Annotated in this window: 17 protein-coding genes and 2 rRNA genes (1 of these 19 running past the window's edge); 3 read left to right on the forward strand and 16 right to left on the reverse strand. The window is 59.4% G+C overall.

The genetic code is table 11. From position 1 onward, the window contains the following. Positions 1-19: 19 nt before the first annotated feature. The 7 genes from qhpG to ACYZT5_RS15360 form a co-directional block, all read right to left on the reverse strand. On the reverse strand, positions 20-1,309 hold the full coding sequence (qhpG, locus tag ACYZT5_RS15330; protein WP_462051837.1) for a flavin-dependent monooxygenase QhpG: 1,290 nt from the start codon (positions 1,307-1,309) through the stop codon (positions 20-22). Continuing rightward, positions 1,306-1,983 (reverse strand): subtilisin-like serine protease QhpE, encoded by a 678-nt coding sequence (qhpE, locus tag ACYZT5_RS15335; RefSeq protein ID WP_462051838.1) that lies wholly within the window; start codon positions 1,981-1,983, stop codon positions 1,306-1,308. Before qhpE ends, qhpG begins: the two co-directional genes overlap by 4 nt. Then, complete coding sequence (locus ACYZT5_RS15340; protein ID WP_462052257.1) at positions 1,973-3,691, reverse strand: ABC transporter ATP-binding protein; 1,719 nt, start codon at positions 3,689-3,691, stop codon at positions 1,973-1,975. The genes qhpE and ACYZT5_RS15340 overlap by 11 nt, the downstream gene beginning before the upstream one ends. Further along, positions 3,691-5,595 (reverse strand): sigma-54-dependent Fis family transcriptional regulator, encoded by a 1,905-nt coding sequence (locus ACYZT5_RS15345; RefSeq protein WP_462051839.1) that lies wholly within the window; start codon positions 5,593-5,595, stop codon positions 3,691-3,693. The genes ACYZT5_RS15340 and ACYZT5_RS15345 overlap by 1 nt, the downstream gene beginning before the upstream one ends. A 247-nt stretch (positions 5,596-5,842) precedes the next feature. Next, complete coding sequence (locus ACYZT5_RS15350; protein ID WP_462051840.1) at positions 5,843-6,868, reverse strand: histone deacetylase family protein; 1,026 nt, start codon at positions 6,866-6,868, stop codon at positions 5,843-5,845. 168 nt (positions 6,869-7,036) lie between these two features. Next, complete coding sequence (locus ACYZT5_RS15355; RefSeq protein WP_462051841.1) at positions 7,037-8,266, reverse strand: Zn-dependent hydrolase; 1,230 nt, start codon at positions 8,264-8,266, stop codon at positions 7,037-7,039. Positions 8,267-8,290: 24 nt separating this feature from the next. Continuing rightward, entirely contained in the window at positions 8,291-9,601 is a 1,311-nt protein-coding gene (locus ACYZT5_RS15360) for an MFS transporter (RefSeq protein WP_462051842.1), read from the reverse strand. 177 nt (positions 9,602-9,778) lie between these two features. Here ACYZT5_RS15360 and ACYZT5_RS15365 point away from each other — a divergent pair, with 177 nt between their 5' ends. Then, positions 9,779-10,711 carry a LysR family transcriptional regulator gene (locus tag ACYZT5_RS15365; RefSeq protein ID WP_462051843.1) on the forward strand — a complete coding sequence of 311 codons (933 nt, stop codon included), beginning with the start codon at positions 9,779-9,781 and terminating at the stop codon, positions 10,709-10,711. On the opposite strand, the gene ACYZT5_RS15370 is transcribed toward ACYZT5_RS15365, so the two are convergent. From ACYZT5_RS15370 to ACYZT5_RS15395, 6 genes are all read right to left on the reverse strand, one after another. Further along, positions 10,708-11,319 carry an RraA family protein gene (locus tag ACYZT5_RS15370; protein WP_462051844.1) on the reverse strand — a complete coding sequence of 204 codons (612 nt, stop codon included), beginning with the start codon at positions 11,317-11,319 and terminating at the stop codon, positions 10,708-10,710. The genes ACYZT5_RS15365 and ACYZT5_RS15370 overlap by 4 nt on opposite strands. Then, positions 11,312-11,704 (reverse strand): RidA family protein, encoded by a 393-nt coding sequence (locus ACYZT5_RS15375; RefSeq protein ID WP_462051845.1) that lies wholly within the window; start codon positions 11,702-11,704, stop codon positions 11,312-11,314. The genes ACYZT5_RS15370 and ACYZT5_RS15375 overlap by 8 nt, the downstream gene beginning before the upstream one ends. An 18-nt stretch (positions 11,705-11,722) precedes the next feature. Continuing rightward, positions 11,723-13,102, reverse strand: coding sequence for an MFS transporter (locus ACYZT5_RS15380; protein WP_462051846.1), 1,380 nt, complete (start codon positions 13,100-13,102; stop codon positions 11,723-11,725). 120 nt (positions 13,103-13,222) lie between these two features. Then, entirely contained in the window at positions 13,223-14,152 is a 930-nt protein-coding gene (locus ACYZT5_RS15385) for a 2-hydroxyacid dehydrogenase (protein ID WP_462051847.1), read from the reverse strand. Further along, a complete protein-coding gene (locus tag ACYZT5_RS15390; RefSeq protein ID WP_462051848.1) occupies positions 14,149-14,904 on the reverse strand; it encodes a class II aldolase/adducin family protein in 756 nt (251 codons plus the stop codon). Before ACYZT5_RS15390 ends, ACYZT5_RS15385 begins: the two co-directional genes overlap by 4 nt. After that, positions 14,901-16,202: an MFS transporter gene (locus ACYZT5_RS15395; protein ID WP_462051849.1), complete on the reverse strand. Its 1,302-nt coding sequence runs from the start codon at positions 16,200-16,202 to the stop codon at positions 14,901-14,903. Before ACYZT5_RS15395 ends, ACYZT5_RS15390 begins: the two co-directional genes overlap by 4 nt. 156 nt (positions 16,203-16,358) lie before the next feature. Here ACYZT5_RS15395 and ACYZT5_RS15400 point away from each other — a divergent pair, with 156 nt between their 5' ends. Further along, entirely contained in the window at positions 16,359-17,318 is a 960-nt protein-coding gene (locus tag ACYZT5_RS15400) for a LysR family transcriptional regulator (RefSeq protein ID WP_462051850.1), read from the forward strand. A 12-nt stretch (positions 17,319-17,330) separates the two neighbouring features. Here ACYZT5_RS15400 and mrdA read toward each other — a convergent pair whose 3' ends face one another. After that, a complete protein-coding gene (gene mrdA / locus ACYZT5_RS15405; protein ID WP_462051851.1) occupies positions 17,331-19,223 on the reverse strand; it encodes a penicillin-binding protein 2 in 1,893 nt (630 codons plus the stop codon). A gap of 274 nt (positions 19,224-19,497) precedes the next feature. On the opposite strand from mrdA, the gene ACYZT5_RS15410 reads away from it, so the two are divergent. After that, positions 19,498-20,421, forward strand: a complete 924-nt coding sequence (locus ACYZT5_RS15410; RefSeq protein ID WP_462051852.1) for a TIGR03571 family LLM class oxidoreductase — start codon at positions 19,498-19,500, stop codon at positions 20,419-20,421. A 115-nt stretch (positions 20,422-20,536) separates the two neighbouring features. On the opposite strand, the gene rrf is transcribed toward ACYZT5_RS15410, so the two are convergent. Together rrf and ACYZT5_RS15420 are read right to left on the reverse strand one after the other, a co-directional pair. Beyond that, positions 20,537-20,652: ribosomal RNA gene (gene rrf / locus ACYZT5_RS15415) — 5S ribosomal RNA — on the reverse strand. 160 nt (positions 20,653-20,812) lie between these two features. Further along, positions 20,813-23,447: ribosomal RNA gene (locus ACYZT5_RS15420) — 23S ribosomal RNA — on the reverse strand (it continues 257 nt past the right edge of the window).

Below are 23,447 nucleotides of genomic sequence, written 5' to 3' on the forward strand. Positions count from 1 at the left end.
AGCGTGGGAACGATCTGTGTCAGGGTTTATACCCTTGGGCCAACAACCAACTCCGCACCACCCGCCCCTGCTCCACCGTCAACCCGGCCACCGCCTGCTCGGCCGACTCGGTCCGCAACCGCCGCACCAACGGCGCCAACTCAACCCCTTGCACATGCCAGATCCCCAACGGCTGATCCGCCGTGATCACCACCTCGGCCTCATCCACAAACCCCTCTTTCAACACCGGCGCGCGCTCAATCCTCAGCGCTGAAAAATCCGCATCGGCATGCGCCACTTCAGCATCCGGCCATTGCCGCCGCGCCTGCCAAAAAGGCCGATCCAGCCAACGCTGCTCATCGGCATAAAAATCCCGCCCGATTCGCGCAAAACGCAAAAACAACTGTTCCACCCTTTGCTGATGAAAGCGCTGAGCCAGCGCCGCTCGCTCGGGTTTACGCAACAACGTGTTGATCACCGTCGGCGCCTGTAATGCCGAGGACAAGGACTGGAAGATGCCATTACCCGACAGCGGATCCACCGCCATCGCCGCATCCCCTACCCGGATCCAGCTATCGCCACACACCTGCGGGCAAAGAATCGCTGTGCTGCTGCGGGCATGCAGCTGCAGATTGATCTCAGGCTCGGCACCGAAAAACGCCCCCGCCAACGCCGAGCCTTGGCGCCGCTGACGACAGTAGTCGAGCAACTGCGCCTTGCCCGGCAATTCGGCACTGGCCACGTCCACAGTCCATTGCCAGTAACACTGACCGTCGGCCCGCCGCGCCATCCAGGCCCAGCCGTCTTCAAGGCTTTCCACCGCGCTGGCGGTGCTGCCCGGCGCGCCTTGCCAGCGATTGAGCAGGCTGACCGTCTCCGGCCCGCGCAGGCCTTTGCCGAGCGCAGGTGCCTGACGCCCACGCGCCTCGACCAGAAAATCCGCCAGCAGCGCCTCGCGCCCTTCGACCTCGATCCGATGCCCCGACTCCGATGACTGCACCGTCAGCACACGGCCTTCGATCAGCTCAACGCCAGCCAGTCGCAGATCCTCGCGCAGGCCTCGATCAAAGCTCGGGCGATCCAGTAAAAATTCGATGTTCTGCGCATGCTGCTGGCCGTTCCATGACACTTGTCGTTGGGACGGCAGCGCCGCATCCGCCAGCGCGTGATGTAAGCCAGCGCCGCGCAAGGCATCCAGCACCCGCACCGACACGCCTTCCAGCGCCGCAAACCGGCGCCACTCGCTGACCAGCGTTACCGGATAACCGAGTCGCCGCAAACCCAAGGCAACCGCAGCCCCCGCTGGCCCCGCGCCAAGAATCAAAATCATGGTCCAAAGCGCCGTTCAGGGCCGCGATAGCGGGCATTCTCCCGCAGCCACTCGATGACCTGTTCGTTGCTCGCCTCGGGATGTGCAACCAGGAAACCCGCAATGTGCCCGCTCAACGCCGCACAACCAAGACTGGCGCCGGACTGCCCCGGATAGGTGCCATGCACACACGCGGCGAAATCTGCCTGAGCACTGTTGAGCCACGACCATTCCTGTTCGGCGCAACGCGCATCGCCGGTGACTCGCAGCACCTGTGGATAATTCGCTGGAAACACGCCCTCACCCTGAGCCGGACTGGACGCACAGAGCAAAACACCTCGCGCTACCGCTGCCGCACAGGCTTCACGCAACAGGCTGCGATCCTGACGCAAACCGAGGCTCAAATTGATCAGCCGAACGTCCTGCGCCACCAGCCAATCAATCGCCGTGGCGATCTGCAAGGCGCTGGTGACTCCACGCTGGTCGAACACCTGAGCCACGCAAAACACCGCCGAAGGCGCCCGCCGACCGATGGCCTCGACCACCGCGCTGCCGTGGCCCAGCGGATCATCGCGCAAGTTGCTTTCGGCCAATCCATCCTCCAGCAAGGAGAAGCGCCGCCCGGCGATCACTTGCGCCCGCTGGGCCGCCGAGTGACCGCTGTCCACCACGCCAATCCGCAGCTCAGGCTTCATGTAGCACCGTTTTTGAAGTGAGTACGCCGTCGAGCAATTCAAAGCGCAAATCGGCATCGGCCAACGTCGAAGGACGATGGCTGATCAGAATTCGCGTACGTCCGGCAAACAGTCGATCGATGGCTTCAATGACCTCACGTTCAGTGGCTTCATCCACCGCCGAGGTCGCTTCGTCCAGCACCAGAATCAACGGATCTTGCAACAGCGCCCGGGCGATGGCGATGCGCTGTTTCTGCCCGCCGGACAACTGCTGACCGCGCTCGCCCAACGGGCTGTCGAGGCCTTCGGGCAAGGATTCGATCAGGCTGTCGAGTTGCGCCAGCCGCGCCACTTCGGTAATCGCTTCACGGCTGGCGTCCGGCACCGCGTAGGCGAGGTTGTCGGCGAGGCTACCGCGAAACAGCACGATGTCCTGACTGACCACGGCAATCCGCCGACGTAACTGGAACAGGTCCAGCTCGCGCAGATCGACCTCTCCCAGCAACACCCTACCGGACTGCGGGTCGTGGTGCCGTTGCAACAGGTCGATCAGGGTCGATTTACCGACCCCGGAGCCGCCGCTCAGGGCGACTTTCAAACCGTAGGGAATTCGCGCTTCGATGCCCCGCAGGGTTGTCGGGCGACCGGGATGGCTGAAGTGCACGTTGTCGAAACGCAGTTCGCCGGAGGTCGGCATCGGCTGCGGCGTGACCGGCGTGAGAACGGTCGGTTCTTCGCCGCGCAATTCCATCACGCGCCCGAGGCTGACAGTCATCCGCTGAATCGCGACATAGAGCCCGAGCAGGCTCTGCACCGGGCCGACGGCCATGCCCAGATAGGTGGAAAACGCGATCAGTGCGCCCAGTTGCCAGGTCCCCTGCACCACCCAATATCCGCCGATCAGGAACGCACAGGCACGGGACAGAGACGTCAGTGTGCCCGGCACCGCCTGGGTGAAAAACTCGGTGACTTGCAGGCGCAGCAACTGGCTCATGTAGCCTTGGCCCAACGTCTCCAGACGCCGCGATTCACGCTGTTGCTGGCCGGCAGACTGGATGAATTTCATCACCGGCAAGGTCTCGACCATGAACGAGGACATGTCCGCCGAGCGTTCGCGCAACTGCCTGACATCCCGTTCGACCTTGCGTCGCATCCAGCGCAGCCAGAGCACATCGAGGGGAATCAGCACCAGCGCCAGCAACGAGAGTTTCCACGACAGGGTCAGCAGCATCGCCACGGCGCAGACCAGACCGATCACGCTCGATACCGCCGAGAACAAGGAGTCCACGGCAAAGCGCTGGATCTCCGCGACGTCGCCATCGAGGCGCGACATCAGGTCACCGATGCGCCGCTGTCCGTAGAAACTCGGCGAGAGGGTTTGCAGATGTCGATAGAGGTCATCGCGCAGGGCGAACAGAATCCGCCCGGACAGCCGCGTGTGCAGGTAACGGTTGATCCCCGACAGCCCCGTTCCGAGTAGCCCGGCCACGATCATCAACCCGGCAATCAGCACCAGCATGGAAAAGTTACGTGCGAGCAAACCATCGTCGATCAGCAGCTTGGTCAGCCAGGGCTGGACTAACACCAGCAACGAGGCGCAGACCGATAACCCGAGCAGCCCGGCAATCGCCAGACGATGCGGCCGCACAAAGCTGTAGAGCCAGCGCAATGCCGCTTGCAGGGCTTCGGGGTTCTGGCAGTCGATCAGCCGAACGATCAAGCGCTGCATCACGAGCGCAACTGCTTGAGCTTGCGATACAAGGTCGCGCGGCTGATGCCCAGGGCGTCGGCGGCGGCCGAGACGTTACCCTGATGGCTGTCCAGGGATTGGCGAATCAGCTCCAGTTCATTTTCGCGAATGCTACCGGCCTGAGGGCGTTCGGTCGCGGTCAACTCGTCGAGCATGCTGTCGGGCAAGTGGTCGAGCGTGAGTACGGTGTCCCCCGGCTCGCGCATGGCCAGCGCCGTTCGTAAAACCATTTCCAGTTGGCGGATGTTGCCCGGCCAGTGATAACCGCCGAGCAAACGGTTCAAATCATCATGCAGGACCATCGTCGGGGCACCCAGTTTGGCCAGCAGACGAGCGACCAAAGCGCTGAAATCCTCACGCTCGCGCAGGGCCGGAAGCATCACGCTGATGCCGTTGACCCGATAAAACAGGTCTTCACGGAAGTGTTTGTCCTCCACCAGACGCTTGAGGTCGCGGTGGGTGGCGCAGATCAGTGCGACGTCGATGTCTTGTTCTTCGCCAGCGCCTAAGGGCGCGACTTTACGGTCCTGCAACACCCGTAACAGACGGGCCTGCAAGGCCAGCGGCATGTCGCCGATTTCATCGAGAAACAAGGTGCCGCCATGGGCCTGTTGCAGACGACCGATCATGCCGCCGCGACGGGAGCCGGTGAACGCGCCTTCGCGGTAGCCGAACAGCTCCGACTCGATCAGGCCTTCGGGGATCGCCGCGCAGTTCACCGCGACGAAGGGTTTGTCGCAACGGGTTCCGGCCATGTGCAGGGCGCGAGCGATGACTTCCTTACCGGTGCCGGTTTCACCCAGCAGCAACACCGGCAGCTCGTTGGCCAGGCCTTGACGGGCCATGCGCAAGGCTCGGGCAAAACGGACATTGCTGCCGGCCAGGGATTCCAGATCAGGTTGTGGCTTGGCAGCTTTGGTAACGCTGCGCGGTGGCGTGCTGACGTTGATCGAACGCTGCGGCGCACGCAGGGTTTTGTAGAAGAACTCGCCTTTGGCCGTTTGCAGACTGCCAACACCGCCCTGATGCAGACGCGACAGAAGTTGCAGACCATCGACACCCAAAAACTCTTCGCAACGCCGACCGACCAACGCAGAACGCTCGGCGTGGAGCAACTGGCAGGCCTGGGCGCTGACCGCGAGAATCTGCCCGCCAAGGCTCACCGCCAACAAGCCTTGCCAAGGGGATTCGAGGTATTGCCGACGGCTATGGAATGCCAGAACGATCTCGTCTGGATAGCTTGAGTTAAAGACGCGGCTTTCGATCTGGCTGACGGCCATGGCCAGCAACGCAGTGCTGTCGTGAACACGACCGAGCGGGCCTTCGCGGGTCAAATCGAGCACGCCAAGCATGTCGCCTTGGGGGCAATGAATGGGCACCGAGGTGCAGGAAAAATCGGTCAGACGATCGAGGTAATGTTCACCGCAATCGATCATCGTTGGCCGGGCTTCCACCAATGCGGTGCCCAACGCGTTGGTGCCGCGAGCCGCTTCGCTCCAGCAGGCGCCGAGGGTGATGTCTTGCAGGCCACTGCCCTTGAGGCGATCGGCGCGGCCTTCGACAGCGAGGATGGTGGCGTCGGAATTGGCGAGGATGATCAGCCCTTCCTTGCCCTGACGCTCGGCCAGGTAATCGATGGCCGGCAATGCCGCGTCGATCAGCAGCCGATTGCTCGCCAACAGCACGTCGAGGCTCGCGCTCGATTCCAGCGCCAGCTCGTGCTTGGCGTTGAAATGCACGCCATGGTTGAGGCTACGCCGCCACGACGCATCGATTTCCGCCCGCAGCACACCATCGGGGACTTCGCCCTCGAGATGGAGTTTTTCCCGGGCCAGCCGGGCTTCGCGGTGAAGTTTGGGAGGAGTTGTTTTTATTAGCGTCATCAAGCGCTCCGGATCGGTCCGCCCTGCGCTTTTTTAAGTTCAGCGCCCTGCCGCAATCTTTACGTTAACGTCAGGGCGATGGCAAGTGCCTTACGGCGCTTGTGTTCCATCAGGTGGACCGCGTTATCGTTCTTCGCGGGCAAGCCTCGCTCCTACAGGTTATTTGCCTAGCGGGAAACTTTGGTTCATCTCAACCCTGTAGGAGCGAGGCTTGCCCGCGAAGGCGATCTACCAGACACCAAAGATCTCAGAGCTGCCACACCTGCGGCCCAACAAAAAACGCCCGCGCATTATCCTCCAGACTCTCCAGGTGATACCCACCTTCCTGCACGATCAGACACGGCAACCCAAGACTGCGAATCCGCTCGCCCAGCCGCGCGAAACCTTCACGGGTCACCGCCACTTTGCTCTGCGGATCCAGCTCGAAAATATCGAACCCCAGGGACAGCACCAACACCTCGGTACCGAAATCCTTCACCGCTGTCAGCGCTACTTCAAGCTGCGCGAGGAAGTCCGCCTCACTGGCGCCATGCGCCATTGGCAAGTTGAGGTTGAACCCCTCGCCGCTCCCTGCACCACGCTCATCAGCGAACCCGGCAACCCCCGGATAGAAGTTGGTCGGATCGCCATGCACCGAGACGTAGAGCACGTCATCGCGGTCGTAGAAAATTTCCTGAATCCCCTGACCGTGGTGCATGTCGGTGTCGAGCACCGCGACGCGCTCAAAACCGGCACGCAACACCTGAGCGGCCACCGCCGCATTGTTCACATAGCAAAAGCCCCCGGCCGCCTCGGCCCGGGCGTGGTGACCCGGTGGGCGACATAAAGCGTACGCGGCCGGCTCGCCATCGAGTAACGCCTGAGCACCGGCGATCGCGCTTTGTGCCGACCAATAGGCCGAACGCCATGTCTGCTCGCCCACCGGGCAACTGCCGTCCGCCAGATAACGCGCGGCCTGGGCGAGAATCCCGCGCAAAGCATTGGGCTCGCGGACGAAGATGTTCGACATCACCTCGTCGCCCCAATCTTCAGGAATTTCCTTCCAGCGCTGATGGGCTTCCTGCAAGAACCCCAGGTACGGCGCGCCGTGGACTGCCAGCAGCGGATCGAGCCCGGCATCGGCCGGTTGCTCAACCGTAAAGCCCAGCGAGTGAGACGCCTGCACCAACCGCTGAGCGCGCTCGGGTACTTCCTGCGGCGTGCGCATCTGCCCACGGGAGTAGTAACTGCGTGGATGGTGAAGCAATTGTTCGGAGTGGAAAAAACTGCGCATGGGATGAATACCTGTCAGTTAACGTAGATCTTGGAACCGGGTACGTCCTCCTGTAGGAGCGAGGCTTGCCCGCGAAGGCGTTGTGTCAGTCAACATCGATATTGAATGTGCTGACGCCTTCGCGGGCAAGTCGGATCGCCGCACCGCTCGCTCCTACAGGGATTGCGTTTATTCGGCTTTGCCTGCACGAGACAGCACGGCGTTGAGCAAGACATCGGTGCCCTGACGCACGTCTTCGGGCAACACGTCTTCGGCTTCGTTATGGCTCAAGCCGCCAACGCACGGGATAAACACCATCGCCGTCGGACAGAACCGCGCCAGATGAATTGCATCGTGCCCGGCGCCGCTGACAATCGATTGCTGAGCGTAGCCCAGCGCGTCCACCGCCTGTTGCACGGCCGCCACGCAATCGGCATCGAAGGGTGTTGCCGGGCTGATCCAGTGAGGCGTAATCGTCAGGTTCAAGCCACGGCCATCGGCAATCGACTGGAGTCGCTCGCGGACCTGCTGCTCCATTGCTTCAATGGCTTCGTCGCGGTGATGACGCAGGTCGACGGTGAAATTCACCAGCCCCGGAATGGTGTTGCGCGAGGACTTGTTGATGTTCAACTCGCCGACAGTGGTCAGGCCTTCAGGGGCGAAATCGGTGGCCAGACTTTCAATGGCCTGGATCATCCGCGCCACGCCATACAAGGCATCCTTGCGCAGCGGCATCGGCGTGGTGCCGGCGTGGGCGGCCATGCCTTCGACCCGCACGTCGAGCCAGCGAATCGCCTGCCCGCCGCTGACCACGCCGATGCTTTTGGCGTTGTCTTCGAGGATCGGCCCTTGTTCGATGTGCGCTTCAAAGTAGGCATCCACCGCGCCGCCCAATGGACGCTCGCCGGCGTAACCGGTGCGTTGCAACGCCTCGGCGACGCTGATGCCATTGACGTCACGCACCGCCAGCGCTGCGTCCAGTTCCATGATGCCGGTGAACACCGCCGAGCCGAACATCGCCGGGGTGAAGCGTGCCCCTTCTTCGTTGGTCCAGACCGCCACTTCCAGTGGTTTGCGGGTCTGAATGCCGAGGTCATTCAGGCAACGGACCACTTCCAGGCCGGCGAGGACGCCGTAGACGCCATCGAAACGCCCGCCTTCAGGCTGGGTGTCGAGGTGACTGCCCATCATGACTGGCGCGGCATCGGGTTCAGTGCCGGCGCGGCGGGCGAACAGGTTGCCGATGGCATCCACGCTCAGGGTCATGCCGGCTTCGCGGCACCAGTGGGAAAACAGTTCGCGACCGGCCTTGTCTTCATTGCTCAGGGCCAGGCGGCAGCTGCCGCCACGGGCGGTGGCGCCGATTTCGGCCATGGCCATCAGACTCGCCCAGAGGCGTTCACCCTTAATTTTCAACATAAGTGACTCCTGGAAATAGGTTAATCAAGCGTTGGCCATTTCAATGCGTTCAGCGCTGGCATGACGACGGGCAAGGGACAGGACACAGATCAGCGAAGTCGCGGCAATCAGGCTGTAGAACACTGCCATCGGCCACCATTGGCCAGCGAACCTGTGTGCCAGCAAGGTGCCGATCAGCGGCGTCAGACCACCGGCCACGGCACCGCAAATTTGATAGGCCAACGAGATCGCGGTGTAACGCACGCGGGTCTCGAACATGCCGCTGACGTAACCGGCGATCACTGCGTAGAACGACGCCATGCACACCACCGCCAGGGCGATGCCAAGGATGATCAGCGGCGCCTGGGCCGAGCTGACCAGTACGAACATCGGGTATGGCGAGGCCATCGCCAGCAACGACATCAGGCACAGGAATCGCGTTGCGCCCATTTTCTCGGCGACCCACGCCGCCAGTGGTTGAATGCAGAACTGAATGATCGCCACCACAAACAGGCACTCAAGGATCAGCGAGCGCGGCAGTTCGAGTTGCTGGGTGGTGTAGGCAATCATGAAGGTGTTGGTGAAATACACCCCGGCGATGCCGAGGGTGTTGGCGCCGATGCACAGCAGCAATGGACGCCACGCGGTGCGCAGGACTTCCATGACCGGCGCCTGCTCTTTACGCGTACTTTTGGCGGCCAGTTCACGGCTGGCGAGGAACTCCGGTGATTCATTCACGCCCAGACGGATCGCCAGGCCCACCAGCAGCAACAACGAACTGGCGAGGAACGGCAGGCGCCAGCCCCAGCTCATCAGGTCTTCTTCCGGCAGACGAGTGACCGCACTGAAGGCCAGCAGCGACAGGATCAAACCGGCCGGGCTGCCCAATTGCGCAAAGGAAGCGAAGAAATTGCGTCGACCTTTCGGTGCATGCTCGCCGGCCATCAATACCGCACCGCCCCACTCGCCACCGACGGCGATGCCCTGAACGATGCGCAGCAGAATCAGCAGCACCGGCGCCGCTGCGCCGATTTGTGCGTAGGTCGGCAGCAAGCCAATGCAGATCGTGACCACGCCCATCATCAGCAAGGTGATGATCAGCGACTTCTTGCGGCCGATGCGGTCGCCGATATGGCCGAAGATAATCCCGCCCAACGGCCGCGCAAAAAAGCCCACGGCGAAGGTGCCGAAGGCGGCCATGGTGCTGAACAGTTTGTCGTCGGAGGGGAAGAACAGCGCGCCAAACACCAGCGCGGCGGCGGTGGCGTAGATGTAAAAGTCGTACCACTCGATCATCGTGCCGATGAAGGCTGCGGCAGCCGCACGGCGCGGCTGAGGAGATTGCTTGGGCTTCATGACTCGGGCTCCCTATTTATTTTTTTGGGGGATTATTTTTTTGGCAGGAGTGAAACGGCTAAATCAAGGCACTCTGACGGCGCCTGTCTGGGGATGATTTATCGTCGCGGGGCTATGATTAGTCAATTTTCTATTTATTATGCGGACTATTACGTCAGCTTATAATCGAGAGCCGCCATGGCCGAACGCGATGTACAACGCCTGCTTAATGACCGTCTGGACTGGAACCTGCTGCGCACTTTTCGAGTGATCGGTCAGGAGCTCAGCATCAGCCGTGCCGCCGCCCGCCTGCACCTGACGCAACCGGCGGTGAGCCAGGCGCTGAAGCGTCTGGAGGAGCAACTGGGCCGACAGCTGATCGCCCGTCGCGGGCCACGATTTGCCCTGACCGAAGTCGGCGAGCAGATCTTTGAATTGGCCGGGGAAATCTACGGACAGATGTCCCAGGTCAGCAGCGTGCTGGAGCAACCGGCCGACGAAGTGATTGGCAAGGTTCGATTGCTGATTATCAGCCGGATCTTTTCGGAGCGCTTCGATGACTTCCTCGCGGACTTTCATCGGCAGCATCCGCGAGTGGATCTGGAAGTCGACGTGATGCGCAGCTCCGACATCGTCAGCGCCCTTCAGGAAAAAACCGCGACCCTCGGCCTGAGCCTCAATCGCCGCCCGCAACCGCGCCTGGAACAACGGCTGTTCCTGCGCCAGCGTTATGCGTTTTTCTGCGGCAAGCACCATGCACTGTTCGGCCAGCAGAACGTCGCCGAAGGGGATTTGCAGCAGGAGAATTTCGTCAGTTTCACCAGCGACCAGATCGGCGGCATGCTCTCGCCTTTGACGATTTTTCGTGATCAACAAGGCTTCAGTGGACGGATCGTTGCCTCGTCACCAAGCCTGGAAGAAGTCCGGCGACTGGTGATCGCCGGGTTCGGGATCGGCTGTTTGCCCGAGCACGTGGTGGCAGCGGACGTCGACGCCGGATTGCTCTGGCGCCTGCCGCCCCACGAAGGGATTGCCGATGTGGATATTCATTTGCTGTGGAACCGCGAGCAGCGCATGAGCCGGGCCGAGACGATTTTCATCGAAAGCCTGCAACGCTGCCTGACAGCTTAAACGCGCAACACCTGCGCCACCGGCTCACCGGCGTGCAAGCGCGCAAGCAACTGCGGTTCGGCTTGATCGGAAGCCAACGCCTGGTCGATGACACCGGCCGCGGTTTGCCAATCGAGAAACAGCACGCCGTTGTCGTCCGCCAGCACCAGATCCCCGGGATGTACCGTGACGCCGGCACAGTGAATCGGCTGATTGATCTGGCTGTCTCCACGGCCATGCAGCTTGGTGGTCAGCAGGCTGGTGCCGCGAGCGAAGACCGGCAGCCCGGCTTCACGCAGTTCGAGCAAGTCGGTCACCGCGCCGTCCACCACAATGCCCACCGCACCGGCGCAGCGCGCCGCGCAACTGGTGACGGCGCCCACCGGGGCGTGTTGCCAGTCACCGTCGGTGTCGATCACCAGCACATCGCCCGGCTGGATGAGCGCCAGGGCCTGGTTGACCGCGATGGCATCGGCGCCTACCAGTTTCAGGGTCAGCGCCCGGCCGACCAGTTTCACATTGGGCACCATGGCCTGCAGTTGCGAGTCGGCAAAGCCCTCTTCGAGAAAATGCCCGAGGGTCGGAAAACTCACCGAGTTGAGTTGCTCGATCAGCTGCGACTCATCCATGTTGCAGCTCCTTGGCAATCAATTCAGCGACACAATCGATTTCCAGCGACACGCCCCACAGCGCCACGCACACCGTGGTCCGGGCCGGCGGTGCATGGCCGAGGAATTCGCGATACACCGCGTTGAACGGCTCCAGTTGTGCGGGATCGGTGAGGTACGCGTTAACCTTGATCACGTGGCTGAAATCGGACCCGGCTTCAATCAGGATCGCCTCCAGATTGCGCAAGGTTTGTCGCACTTGTTCGGTGAAACTGGCGGGCTGGTCATCGAGCCCGCTCTGGGCCGGAATCTGCCCGGCGGTGAACACAAGGTGGCCGCTGACCACCGCTTGGGAGTAAGGACCGACCGGGCCGATGAAGCCCGGGGCTGACTGAATTCTGCGCATGCTGTTGAACTCCATGGATCAGGCCGCAGCCGATTTGAAAGGTTTGCGAACGGGTTGATCGTCGGCCGGAACCGCCGGCGGAATTTCGCTGATGTCTCGCTTGAAGGTCTCGGTCAGCAACAGCAGCGCCACAAGTGAAATCAACGCCGCGCCGATCATGTACCAGGCCACCGAAGAGCCTTTGCCGGTCGCTGCCAATAATGCTGTGGTGACGATGGGCGTCGCCGCACTGCCGAGCAGGCCGGACAACATGTAGCTGATGGACAGTCCCGAATAACGCACACGTGTGCCGAACAGTTCGGCGAGGAAGGTCGCAATCGGTCCGTAGTTGGCGGCGAATGCGGTCATCAACAACAAGTAGCCGAAGATCACCAACGACAGCTCTTTGGTGTCCATCAGCCAGAACATCGGGAACGCCACCAACGCTTCGGCCACGATGCCGGCGACGATGATCGGCTTGCGTCCGTAACGGTCCGACAGCGCCCCGAACACCGGCAACATGACGATGCACCAGACGCAGGACAGCAACACCACGCCAAGCATCACGCTGCGGCTGAACCCGAGATTCTGCGTGCCATAGGTCAGGCCGAACGCAACGATGATGTTGAACGACGCCCCGGTCGACATGGTGGCGATCCCGCCCAGCACCACTTGTTTCCAGTACTTGCGGAACACCTCCGCCAGCGGCATTTTCACTTGCACCTCGGCTTCCTTGACCTTGTTGAAGGCCGGGGTTTCAGCGATGTTCAAGCGGATGTACAAGCCCACGGCGATCAGCAGCACGCTGGCCAGGAACGGAATACGCCAGCCCCAGGCCAACAGGTCTTCAGGGGACATGCACGCGGCGATCAGCAGGAAGGCCAGGTTGGCAATCATGGTCCCGGCCGGGACGCCGATCTGTACCCAGGAACCGTACAAGCCGCGTTTGTTGGCAGGCGCATGTTCCACCGCCATCAGCACCGCACCGCCCCACTCGCCGCCCAATGCCAGGCCTTGAATCACCCTCAGCAGCAACAACAGGATCGGCGCCCAGATACCAATGGCCGCGTAGTTAGGTAATAACCCGATGGCGAAAGTAGCGGCACCCATGGTCAACAGCGAAACCAACAACATCGACTTGCGTCCCAGGCGGTCACCGAAATGCCCGAACAATGCCGCGCCGACAATCCGGGCCAGATACGCCGAAGCAAACGTACCGAAAGCCAGTAATGTACCGATCAACGGATCGAAGTCCGGGAAGAATACTTTGTTGAACACCAGCGCCGATGCGGTGGCGAACACAAACAGGTCGTACCATTCCACCGTGGTGCCAATCACACTGGCCACGGCCACTTTTTTCATGCTGATTGCAACTTCCGGAGGTGCGCCGGACTTTTCTGCGGACGATAGATCGCTCATCACTGTCTCCAGGAATTCATTGAGAACTCGTTTATTTAATTGTTTTGACTGGCAGTAAATCGTTTGAGAGTGAGGGATTGTTGTTAGGTATCGCCCAACTTAATGGGCGAGTCTGCAAGTTTAATAACCCAGTATTCGGTCTGCGCTATTCAATAACGGTTCACCAGCATTCAATCGACGGAAGTTTTCCGCTACTTGTTCGGCAATGCAGTCGTGGGAGGCCGCCGAGGCCATGTGTGGGGTGATCGTAACCCCGGGCATTGTCCAGAGACGGTGATCGACCGGCAGTGGTTCCTGTTCGAATACATCCAGCAGAGCGCCGCGCAGTTTTCCTCGTTTCAGGGCTAGCTCGAGGTTGTCGATATTCAGATGACCGCCCCGACCGCAATTGACCAGCGCGGCGCCGTTAGCGAGCTGCTCGAATGTTGCATTGCCAAGGATGCCGCGGGTTTCGCCGGTCAGCGGCAACAAGTTGATCAGTAACTCCAGACCGTCCAGAAACGGATTCAGTTGTTCCGCACCGGCAAAGGTCTGGACACCGCTTAACGTCTTGCTACTGCGCGCCCATCCACGAACGTTGTATCCGGCGGCAGCCAAATCCTGCGCAATCGCGCTGCCCAGCGACCCAAGCCCCATCACCCCGACTTTGAACTGCCCCGCCGCTCTTTGCAGTGGTCGCTCCCAGCGCTGGTCCTGTTGCTGCAACAGCACTTGATCAAAACCTCGGTGGTAGTGAATCACCGCCCAACGCACGTACTCGGTCATGCCTTGCCGGTGGCCGGGATCCACCACTCGGCACACGGGCAAATCAGGGCACGACGGGTCGTGATCCAAGTGATCGATGCCGGCGGCCACCGAGTGGATGACTTGCAAGTGCGGCAGCGCGGCGAGGCTGCCCGGCAAGGGAAACCAGCACGCGGCAATCTGCGCATTTTTGGCCAGCGGATCATCGGCCAGCACGGTAGTGAGCTGCGGCGCACTGCGGGCAAACGCGGCCTGCAATTGCTTGAGCAACAGGGTGTCGCGGGACAGCAAAACCACGGTGTTCATGAAAGATAGGACTCGCGCTGGGATTCGATCAGGGTTAAAGCGGCCTCCCAGGCCAGGTCGATGATGTTGTCCTGCTCATCGCGGTCAAACTGTTCGGCGGTGTGCGCACAGACTTCCGGGGACGGGTAATGCAACGCCGAACCACCGGCCAGCGCCGCAACCTGCGCCTGACAGGCTCGCTCCAGAAAGTGAATTTCCTGGAACGCCTGCGCCACCCCGGAACCACCGACCAACAAGCCGTGATTGCGCAGGATCATCGCGCGGTGCGGCCCCAGATCAGCAATCAAACGCTCGCGCTCATCCAGTGACAACGCGATGCCTTCATAGGTGTGATACGCCAACTTGCCGTAGAACTTCAGCGCATGCTGACTGATCGGCAGCAATCCTTGCTTCTGTGCGGCGACCGCCATACCGGCAGCCGTGTGGGTGTGGATCACGCAGTTCAAGTCCGGGCGGGCCATATGGATCGCCGAGTGGATGACGAAACCGGCGGGGTTAACTCGGTGACCTTGGTAAGCCGGATCGACGACTTGTCCGTCCTTATCGATGCGCACCAGATCCGAAGCGCGCATGCGGTCGAAAATCACCCCGTAGCGGTTGATCAGAAAATGATGCTCAGGCCCTGGAATACGCAGGGTGATGTGGGTGTCGATCAGGTCGGTCATGCGAAAGTGCGCGACCAGGCGATACAGCGCGGCGAGTTCGCAACGGGCTTGCCATTCAACCGGGCCGATGTGTTCAGGTTTACTCACGAATACACCTCTTTAGCAGCGTGGGTGACGACCGGGTTGGCGCGCAGGCGGGCCAGCCCGCAAACACCGATCAAGGACAGGGCCGAGAGCAAGGTGAAGAACACCGCCAACGGCAACCATTGTCCGGAAAACTTGCTCGCCAGCAGCGTGCCGATCAGCGGCGTGGTGCCACCGGCTAACGCGCAGCTGAGTTGATAAGCGATAGAAATGCCCGAGTAGCGCAGGTGCACCGGGAACGCCTGGGTCATGTAACCGGCAATCACCGCGTACAGCGCCGAGAGAATCACCACCGCCAGGGCGATGCCGACGGTCATCAGCACAATGTTCTGCGTGCCCACCAGCAGGAACATCGGGTACGGCGTGACCATGCACAGCAGCGCGACAAGTTTGAGGAAGCGGCCTTCGCCGATGCGCTCGGCCAGCAACGCGGAGAGCGGTTGCGAGAGCAGCTGAATAACGGTCACCAGGAACAGGCAGTCGAGAATCGTCGAGCGAGCGATGCCCTGATACTGGGTGACGTAGGTGATCATGAAGGTATTGGTAAAGAAGAACCCGGCCGAACCGATAGTCACCGCGGCGGCGGCAAACAGGATCTGCCGCCAGCAGGTGCGGATCACATCCTTCACCGGGTATTGGGAGGTTTCGTTATTGTCCCGGGCCTTGGCGAATTCCGGCGACTCGTGGACGCCGGAACGGATCATCAGGCCGACCATCATCAGCACGCCACTGGCGAGAAACGGCAGACGCCAGCCCCAGGCGAGGAAGTCCTCTGGCTCAAGGGAGGTCACCAGACGAAAGGCGATCAATGCCAGCAGCAAACCGGCGGGACTGCCGAGCTGGGCAAACGAGGCGTAGAAGGTTTTGCGCTTGGCCGGTGCGTGCTCGCTGGCCATCAGCACCGCCCCGCCCCACTCGCCGCCAACCGAAATGCCCTGGATCAAACGCAGCACAATCAGACCGACCGGTGCCCAGATGCCGACGTTGGCGTAGCTGGGCAACAGACCGATGCCGGCCGTCGCCAAACCCATCAGGGCCATGGTCACCAGCAGCATTTTCTTGCGACCCAGGCGATCGCCCAAGTGGCCAAACACCATGCCGGCCATTGGGCGAGCGATGAAGCCGACGGCGAAACTGCCGAAAGCGGCCAGGGTGCTCATCACCGGGTCGCTGCTTGGAAAAAACACTTGCCCGAGCACCAGCGCCGCGGCCGTGGCGTAGATGTAGAAGTCGTAGAACTCGATGGTCGTGCCAATGAAGGCTGCCGCCGCCGCTCGACGCGGTTGAGGGGTAGTGTGCATGCAAGGACCCTGTGTATTTATAGTTTTGGGCAGGTACTGAAGGCTTTTTACGGTGGCACTCTGTGGCGCTTGTGGCCTTTATCGCTTCCGTGCCAGGATTAGTCAATTTTCATATTCTTATCTTTACTATTAGCACTGCTACTACTTGGAGTCTCTATGCCCTCCATCTCTAACCCTTGGGTTGGTCGCCGCTTTCTCAATGACCGTCTCGACTGGAACCTGTTACGCACCTATTTGGTGATCGGCCAGGAAGGCAGCATGAGCCGGGCCGCCGCGCGATTGCACATCACGCAGTCAGCCGTCAGCCAGGCGCTGAAACGGCTGGAGGAACAGTTGGAATGCGTGTTGATTGCCCGTAGCGGGCGGCGGTTTGATCTGACCGAAACCGGGGAAGAAGTCCTGCGCATTGCAGCGGACATTTACGGAGATATTTCACGACTGGGCACGGTGGTGGAGAGTCGCAACGACGACGTGGTGGGCAAGATTCGCATCCTCACTGTCAGCGGCGTACAGGCGCGACACTACGATGAGTTCCTCGCCGATTTCCACGACACCCATCCGAAAATCGAGTTTGAAGTCGAGGTAATGGGCAGCTCGAACATCATCAGCTCACTGCTGCAAAAGACCGCGACCATTGGCGTCGGCCTGTGCCGTTTACCGCAGCCACGGCTAGAACAACGGGTGCTGTTTCGCGAGCGCTACGCGTATTTCTGCGGGCAGCGTCATCGGCTGTTCGGGCAGGAGAATCTGACCCTGGAACAACTCGCGGCAGAGAACTTCGTGAGTTTCACCAGTGATCAACTGGGGGGCAATCTTTCACCCTTGACGCTGTTTCGCGATGAACAAGGTTTTACTGGCAAGATCGTCGCCTCCTCCACCAGTTTCGAAGAGATTTATCGCTTGATCTGTGCAGGGTTTGGTATTGGTTGTTTGCCGGTTCACTTGGTACGGCGGGATGTGGAGCAAGGTTTGCTCTGGCGTTTGCCGCCGGAAGAGGGGGTGGTGGATTTCGATATCCAGCTGTTATGGAATCGTGAGCAGAAGATGAGTCAGGCCGAAACCGTGTTCCTCGAAAGCTTCCAGCACATGCTCAGTATTCGTGAGCCTGTGCTGTGAAGCCTTGATCGCTTAAACGTGTGGATCGCCCGGCGGTTTGGCTGGCGTCGCGTACTGCGGCTTGAGATGGCCGTCCTGATCGAGTAACCAGGCATCCATAATCTGCCGCACCACAGGACCGGCGACTCGACCGCCGGCCTCACCGTTTTCGATCATCACCGAGATGACAATCTTCGGATGTTCGGCCGGGGCAAAACCGACGAACAAGGCGTTGTCGCGGTTACGCTCCAGGGTTTTCGCCCGGTTGTAGCGTTCGCCTTGCTTGATCGCCACCACCTGCGCAGTACCACTCTTGCCGGCGATGCGGTATTGAGCCCCCGCCGCTGCCGCCCGGGCAATCCCGCGAGCGTCGTGCATCACCATTTGCATGCCATGGTTGACCTGCTCCCAGTCATGCGGATTCTTCAGCAGGATATTTGGCATCGGGTTCTCATCCACTGGCGCAACACCGTCCACGGTCTTGGCCAGGTGCGGGCGATTCCAGACGCCTTTGTTGGCGATCAGCGCAGTAGCCTGGGCGAGCTGCAGCGGCGTGACCTGCATGTAGCCCTGGCCGATGCCGAGGATCACGGTCTCACCCGGGAACCATGCCTGACGGCGCGTGGCGCGCTTCCAGGCTTGCGATGGCATCAGGCCGGCAGACTCTTCGAACATGTCCAGCGAGACTTTCTCGCCGAGGCCGAACATGGCCATGTAGTCATGCAGTCGGTCGATGCCCAGCTTGTGGGCCAGGTCGTAGAAGTAGGTGTCGTTGGAGCGCATGATCGCCGCGTCCATGTCCACCCAGCCATCGCCGCTGTGGTTCCAGTTACGGTATTTGTGATCAAAGTCCGGCAATTGGTAATAACCGGGGTCGAAGACGCGGGTCTGTGGGGTGACGACGCCGGCGTCGAGGCCGGCAATGGCCACTTCCGGCTTGATGGTCGAACCCGGCGCGTAGAGGCCGCGCAGTACGCGGTTGAACAGCGGCCGGTCGATGGAGTCGTGCAGCGCTGCGTATTCCTTGAAGCTGATCCCGGTGACGAACAGGTTCGGGTCGAAGCTTGGCTTGCTGACCATTGCGAGCACTTCGCCGGTCGACGGATCGAGAGCGACCACCGAACCGCGACGATCGCCCAAGGCTTCCTCGGCGGCTTCCTGAAGTTTGACGTCGAGGCTCAGCACGATGTTTTTGCCGGGGATCGGATCGGTGTGCTTGAGCACTCGCAGGACCCGGCCCTGAGCGTTGGTTTCGACTTCTTCGTAACCGACTTGGCCGTGCAACTGCGACTCGTAGAATTTTTCGATGCCGGTCTTGCCGATGGATTGAGTGCCACGGTATTCCACCGTGTCCAGGACTTTGGATTCTTTCTCGTTGATGCGGCCGACGTAGCCAATCGAATGCGCAAAGTGCGCGCCCATGGGGTAGTGGCGAACGAATTGTGGCTCTACGTCGATCCCCGGCAGACGGAACTCGTTGACCGCCAACACGGCGATTTGTTCTTCGCTGAGCTCGTAGAACAAGGTGACCGGCACGAATGGATGCCGGGCCTGCTTCATTGCCTTGTCGAACAGCGTTCGATCTTCTGTCGGCAAGTGCAGGAGGTTGACCACCTCATCCAGTTCTACTTTGACATCGGAGGCGCGTTCGCGGGTGATGGTCAGGTTGAAGCTGGGCCGGTTATCCGCCAGAACCACGCCGTTGCGGTCGTAGATCAGCCCGCGGGTTGGGGTGATCGGCAGGACATGGACGCGGTTGTTTTCGGAGATCGTCGAGTGATAGTCAAATTCGACCACCTGCAGGACATACATGCGCACTACCAGCGCGCAGGTAATGGCGACGACGAACAGGGCGCAAGCCATCAGTCTTTTGTTGACCAGGCGCGTCTCTTTTTCGTGGTCCTTGATCGGTATCGGTTGGGGCATTTCTGCAGCAGCTCTTTGACTGTAAAGGGGGGTGCCGATCCGTAGGCTTGAAATCAGTCCGTTAAAAAACGAGCTGCACCATACCAAAAACCGTGCGGTCACTTTAGTGCGATTTCCTCTAACGGTTGTCCTTGAAGACTAAAACGACAGTCGGTTTTTTTATGACTCGTGCGTTTCGCTCAAGATTGATATTCCCATTCATGCATTTTTCTTGAAGGAGGGCCTGTAGATACTGGGTGCATGTCATTCCGTTTGGTTTTTTTGGAGTCTTTTCATGCATCCACGATTTCAACGTTTACTGGGCTCCAATAGATTTTCCATTGGGCTGGAACTACCACTGGATAACGATTGGTCCAGCGATGTGCAGCGGCTGCGGATTGCCGAAGACAGACCTTTTGGTGTTCCCGATCTGAAGCAGCATGCGGCCATGGCACGCTTGGCTGATAAGGCTGGTTTCCGGGCGCTGTGGGTGCGCGATGTCCCGATTTACGACCCCAACTTCGGCGATGCCGCACAGGTTTTCGAAACCTTTTCCTACCTTGGCTACCTGGCAGGGATCACCGACAACATCATGCTCGGTACGGCGGCGGTTGTATTACCGCTACGTCAGCCTTGGTTAACGCTCAAGGCAGCCAACAGTGTTGATGAGTTAAGTGATGAACGATTGCTGCTAGGCGTCGCCAGCGGCGACCGACCTATGGAATATCCGTTGTTTGGTGTGGACTACGATCAGCGGGGGGAAATCTTTCGCGACACCATTAAGTTGTTGCGCAGCCAAGGTGAAGGTCGCCTGCCGGAAGGTGCTCGCTTGTTACCGCAGCGAGATCAGCCAGTGCCATTGCTGGTGGCGGGTCTTGGCCAGCAATCCCCGGCATGGATTGGTCAACACATGGATGGATGGCTCGCCTACCCCGGTACTCCAGATGAACATCATCGTCGAGTGGGGCTGTGGCGAGAGGTCGGTGGTGATAAACCCTACATCAGCTTTGTGCACCTGGATCTGGCGGCCAATGCCCACGCGCCGATGCGCCGTGTGCGTTTCGGTGGCAGCTGTGGGAGGTTGGCATTGATCGATGAGCTTCAGGCGTTGCGCGAGGCCGGTGTGCAGCACGTTGGCTTGCACCTGCGTCGCAGCGAACGACCGGTTGCCGAGGTTATCGAAGAGATCGCTGAATACGTGCTGCCGAAGTTTCACTAACAATGCTGCTGGAACCAGGGATAGCCGATGGACTATCCCTTTTTCGTCACGCCACTTTTCTGCGGACAAAACAAAACCCCTACCTGCATACGCAGATAGGGGTTTCGGAATTTAATCTTGACGATGACCTACTCTCACATGGGGAAACCCCACACTACCATCGGCGATGCATCGTTTCACTGCTGAGTTCGGGATGGGATCAGGTGGTTCCAATGCTCTATGGTCGTCAAGAAATTCGGTAGCCAGGTCGTGGGCCTTTGCAGGTTCACGTTCCAGCGAATGGGTATGCAATAGATTTGTGTGTTGGTGTTGCTGCGAACTTTCGGTTCATTGCGTCTTCACACACCGCAATCTGGTGCTCTTTCGAGTCAACAAATTGCTTGGGTGTTATATGGTCAAGCCTCACGGGCAATTAGTATTGGTTAGCTCAACGCCTCACAGCGCTTACACACCCAACCTATCAACGTCGTAGTCTTCGACGGCCCTTCAGGGGACTCAAGGTCCCAGTGAGATCTCATCTTGAGGCTAGTTTCCCGCTTAGATGCTTTCAGCGGTTATCTATTCCGAACATAGCTACCCGGCAATGCCACTGGCGTGACAACCGGAACACCAGAGGTTCGTCCACTCCGGTCCTCTCGTACTAGGAGCAGCCCCTCTCAAATCTCAAACGTCCACGGCAGATAGGGACCGAACTGTCTCACGACGTTCTAAACCCAGCTCGCGTACCACTTTAAATGGCGAACAGCCATACCCTTGGGACCGGCTTCAGCCCCAGGATGTGATGAGCCGACATCGAGGTGCCAAACACCGCCGTCGATATGAACTCTTGGGCGGTATCAGCCTGTTATCCCCGGAGTACCTTTTATCCGTTGAGCGATGGCCCTTCCATACAGAACCACCGGATCACTAAGACCTACTTTCGTACCTGCTCGACGTGTCTGTCTCGCAGTCAAGCGCGCTTTTGCCTTTATACTCTACGACCGATTTCCGACCGGTCTGAGCGCACCTTCGTACTCCTCCGTTACTCTTTAGGAGGAGACCGCCCCAGTCAAACTACCCACCATACACTGTCCTCGATCCGGATAACGGACCTGAGTTAGAACCTCAAAGTTGCCAGGGTGGTATTTCAAGGTTGGCTCCACGCGAACTGGCGTCCACGCTTCAAAGCCTCCCACCTATCCTACACAAGCAAATTCAAAGTCCAGTGCAAAGCTATAGTAAAGGTTCACGGGGTCTTTCCGTCTAGCCGCGGATACACTGCATCTTCACAGCGATTTCAATTTCACTGAGTCTCGGGTGGAGACAGCGCCGCCATCGTTACGCCATTCGTGCAGGTCGGAACTTACCCGACAAGGAATTTCGCTACCTTAGGACCGTTATAGTTACGGCCGCCGTTTACCGGGGCTTCGATCAAGAGCTTCGCGTTAGCTAACCCCATCAATTAACCTTCCGGCACCGGGCAGGCGTCACACCCTATACGTCCACTTTCGTGTTTGCAGAGTGCTGTGTTTTTAATAAACAGTCGCAGCGGCCTGGTATCTTCGACCGGCATGGGCTTACGCAGTAAATGCTTCACCCTCACCGGCGCACCTTCTCCCGAAGTTACGGTGCCATTTTGCCTAGTTCCTTCACCCGAGTTCTCTCAAGCGCCTTGGTATTCTCTACCCAACCACCTGTGTCGGTTTGGGGTACGGTTCCTGGTTACCTGAAGCTTAGAAGCTTTTCTTGGAAGCATGGCATCAACCACTTCGTCACCCAAAGGGTAACTCGTCATCAGCTCTCGGCCTTAGAATCCCGGATTTACCTAAGATTCCAGCCTACCACCTTAAACTTGGACAACCAACGCCAAGCTGGCCTAGCCTTCTCCGTCCCTCCATCGCAATAACCAGAAGTACAGGAATATTAACCTGTTTTCCATCGACTACGCTTTTCAGCCTCGCCTTAGGGACCGACTAACCCTGCGTCGATTAACGTTGCGCAGGAAACCTTGGTCTTTCGGCGTGGGTGTTTTTCACACCCATTGTCGTTACTCATGTCAGCATTCGCACTTCTGATACCTCCAGCAAGCTTCTCAACTCACCTTCACAGGCTTACAGAACGCTCCTCTACCGCATCACCTAAGTGATACCCGTAGCTTCGGTGTATGGTTTGAGCCCCGTTACATCTTCCGCGCAGGCCGACTCGACTAGTGAGCTATTACGCTTTCTTTAAAGGGTGGCTGCTTCTAAGCCAACCTCCTAGCTGTCTAAGCCTTCCCACATCGTTTCCCACTTAACCATAACTTTGGGACCTTAGCTGACGGTCTGGGTTGTTTCCCTTTTCACGACGGACGTTAGCACCCGCCGTGTGTCTCCCATGCTCGGCACTTGTAGGTATTCGGAGTTTGCATCGGTTTGGTAAGTCGGGATGACCCCCTAGCCGAAACAGTGCTCTACCCCCTACAGTGATACATGAGGCGCTACCTAAATAGCTTTCGAGGAGAACCAGCTATCTCCGAGCTTGATTAGCCTTTCACTCCGATCCACAGGTCATCCGCTAACTTTTCAACGGTAGTCGGTTCGGTCCTCCAGTTAGTGTTACCCAACCTTCAACCTGCCCATGGATAGATCGCCCGGTTTCGGGTCTATTCCCAGCGACTAGACGCCCTATTAAGACTCGCTTTCGCTACGCCTCCCCTATTCGGTTAAGCTCGCCACTGAAAATAAGTCGCTGACCCATTATACAAAAGGTACGCAGTCACCCAACAAAGTGGGCTCCCACTGCTTGTACGCATACGGTTTCAGGATCTATTTCACTCCCCTCTCCGGGGTTCTTTTCGCCTTTCCCTCACGGTACTAGTTCACTATCGGTCAGTCAGTAGTATTTAGCCTTGGAGGATGGTCCCCCCATATTCAGACAAAGTTTCTCGTGCTCCGTCCTACTCGATTTCATGGCCAAGAGATTTTCGCGTACAGGGCTATCACCCACTATGGCCGCACTTTCCAGAGCGTTCCGCTAATCTCAAAGCCACTTAAGGGCTAGTCCCC

This window comes from Pseudomonas sp. LB3P14 (genome assembly GCF_054898045.1).

What these genes read in the sequence shown, in the direction of transcription:
- qhpG (WP_462051837.1), bottom strand. Translation starts at nt 1,309, where the DNA reads ATGATTTTGATTCTTGGCGCGGGGCCAGCGGGGGCTGCGGTTGCCTTG.
- qhpE (WP_462051838.1), bottom strand. Translation starts at nt 1,983, where the DNA reads ATGAAGCCTGAGCTGCGGATTGGCGTGGTGGACAGCGGTCACTCGGCG.
- ACYZT5_RS15340 (WP_462052257.1), bottom strand. Translation starts at nt 3,691, where the DNA reads ATGCAGCGCTTGATCGTTCGGCTGATCGACTGCCAGAACCCCGAAGCC.
- ACYZT5_RS15345 (WP_462051839.1), bottom strand. Translation starts at nt 5,595, where the DNA reads ATGACGCTAATAAAAACAACTCCTCCCAAACTTCACCGCGAAGCCCGG.
- ACYZT5_RS15350 (WP_462051840.1), bottom strand. Translation starts at nt 6,868, where the DNA reads ATGCGCAGTTTTTTCCACTCCGAACAATTGCTTCACCATCCACGCAGT.
- ACYZT5_RS15355 (WP_462051841.1), bottom strand. Translation starts at nt 8,266, where the DNA reads ATGTTGAAAATTAAGGGTGAACGCCTCTGGGCGAGTCTGATGGCCATG.
- ACYZT5_RS15360 (WP_462051842.1), bottom strand. Translation starts at nt 9,601, where the DNA reads ATGAAGCCCAAGCAATCTCCTCAGCCGCGCCGTGCGGCTGCCGCAGCC.
- ACYZT5_RS15365 (WP_462051843.1), top strand. Translation starts at nt 9,779, where the DNA reads ATGGCCGAACGCGATGTACAACGCCTGCTTAATGACCGTCTGGACTGG.
- ACYZT5_RS15370 (WP_462051844.1), bottom strand. Translation starts at nt 11,319, where the DNA reads ATGGATGAGTCGCAGCTGATCGAGCAACTCAACTCGGTGAGTTTTCCG.
- ACYZT5_RS15375 (WP_462051845.1), bottom strand. Translation starts at nt 11,704, where the DNA reads ATGCGCAGAATTCAGTCAGCCCCGGGCTTCATCGGCCCGGTCGGTCCT.
- ACYZT5_RS15380 (WP_462051846.1), bottom strand. Translation starts at nt 13,102, where the DNA reads ATGAGCGATCTATCGTCCGCAGAAAAGTCCGGCGCACCTCCGGAAGTT.
- ACYZT5_RS15385 (WP_462051847.1), bottom strand. Translation starts at nt 14,152, where the DNA reads ATGAACACCGTGGTTTTGCTGTCCCGCGACACCCTGTTGCTCAAGCAA.
- ACYZT5_RS15395 (WP_462051849.1), bottom strand. Translation starts at nt 16,202, where the DNA reads ATGCACACTACCCCTCAACCGCGTCGAGCGGCGGCGGCAGCCTTCATT.
- ACYZT5_RS15400 (WP_462051850.1), top strand. Translation starts at nt 16,359, where the DNA reads ATGCCCTCCATCTCTAACCCTTGGGTTGGTCGCCGCTTTCTCAATGAC.
- mrdA (WP_462051851.1), bottom strand. Translation starts at nt 19,223, where the DNA reads ATGCCCCAACCGATACCGATCAAGGACCACGAAAAAGAGACGCGCCTG.
- ACYZT5_RS15410 (WP_462051852.1), top strand. Translation starts at nt 19,498, where the DNA reads ATGCATCCACGATTTCAACGTTTACTGGGCTCCAATAGATTTTCCATT.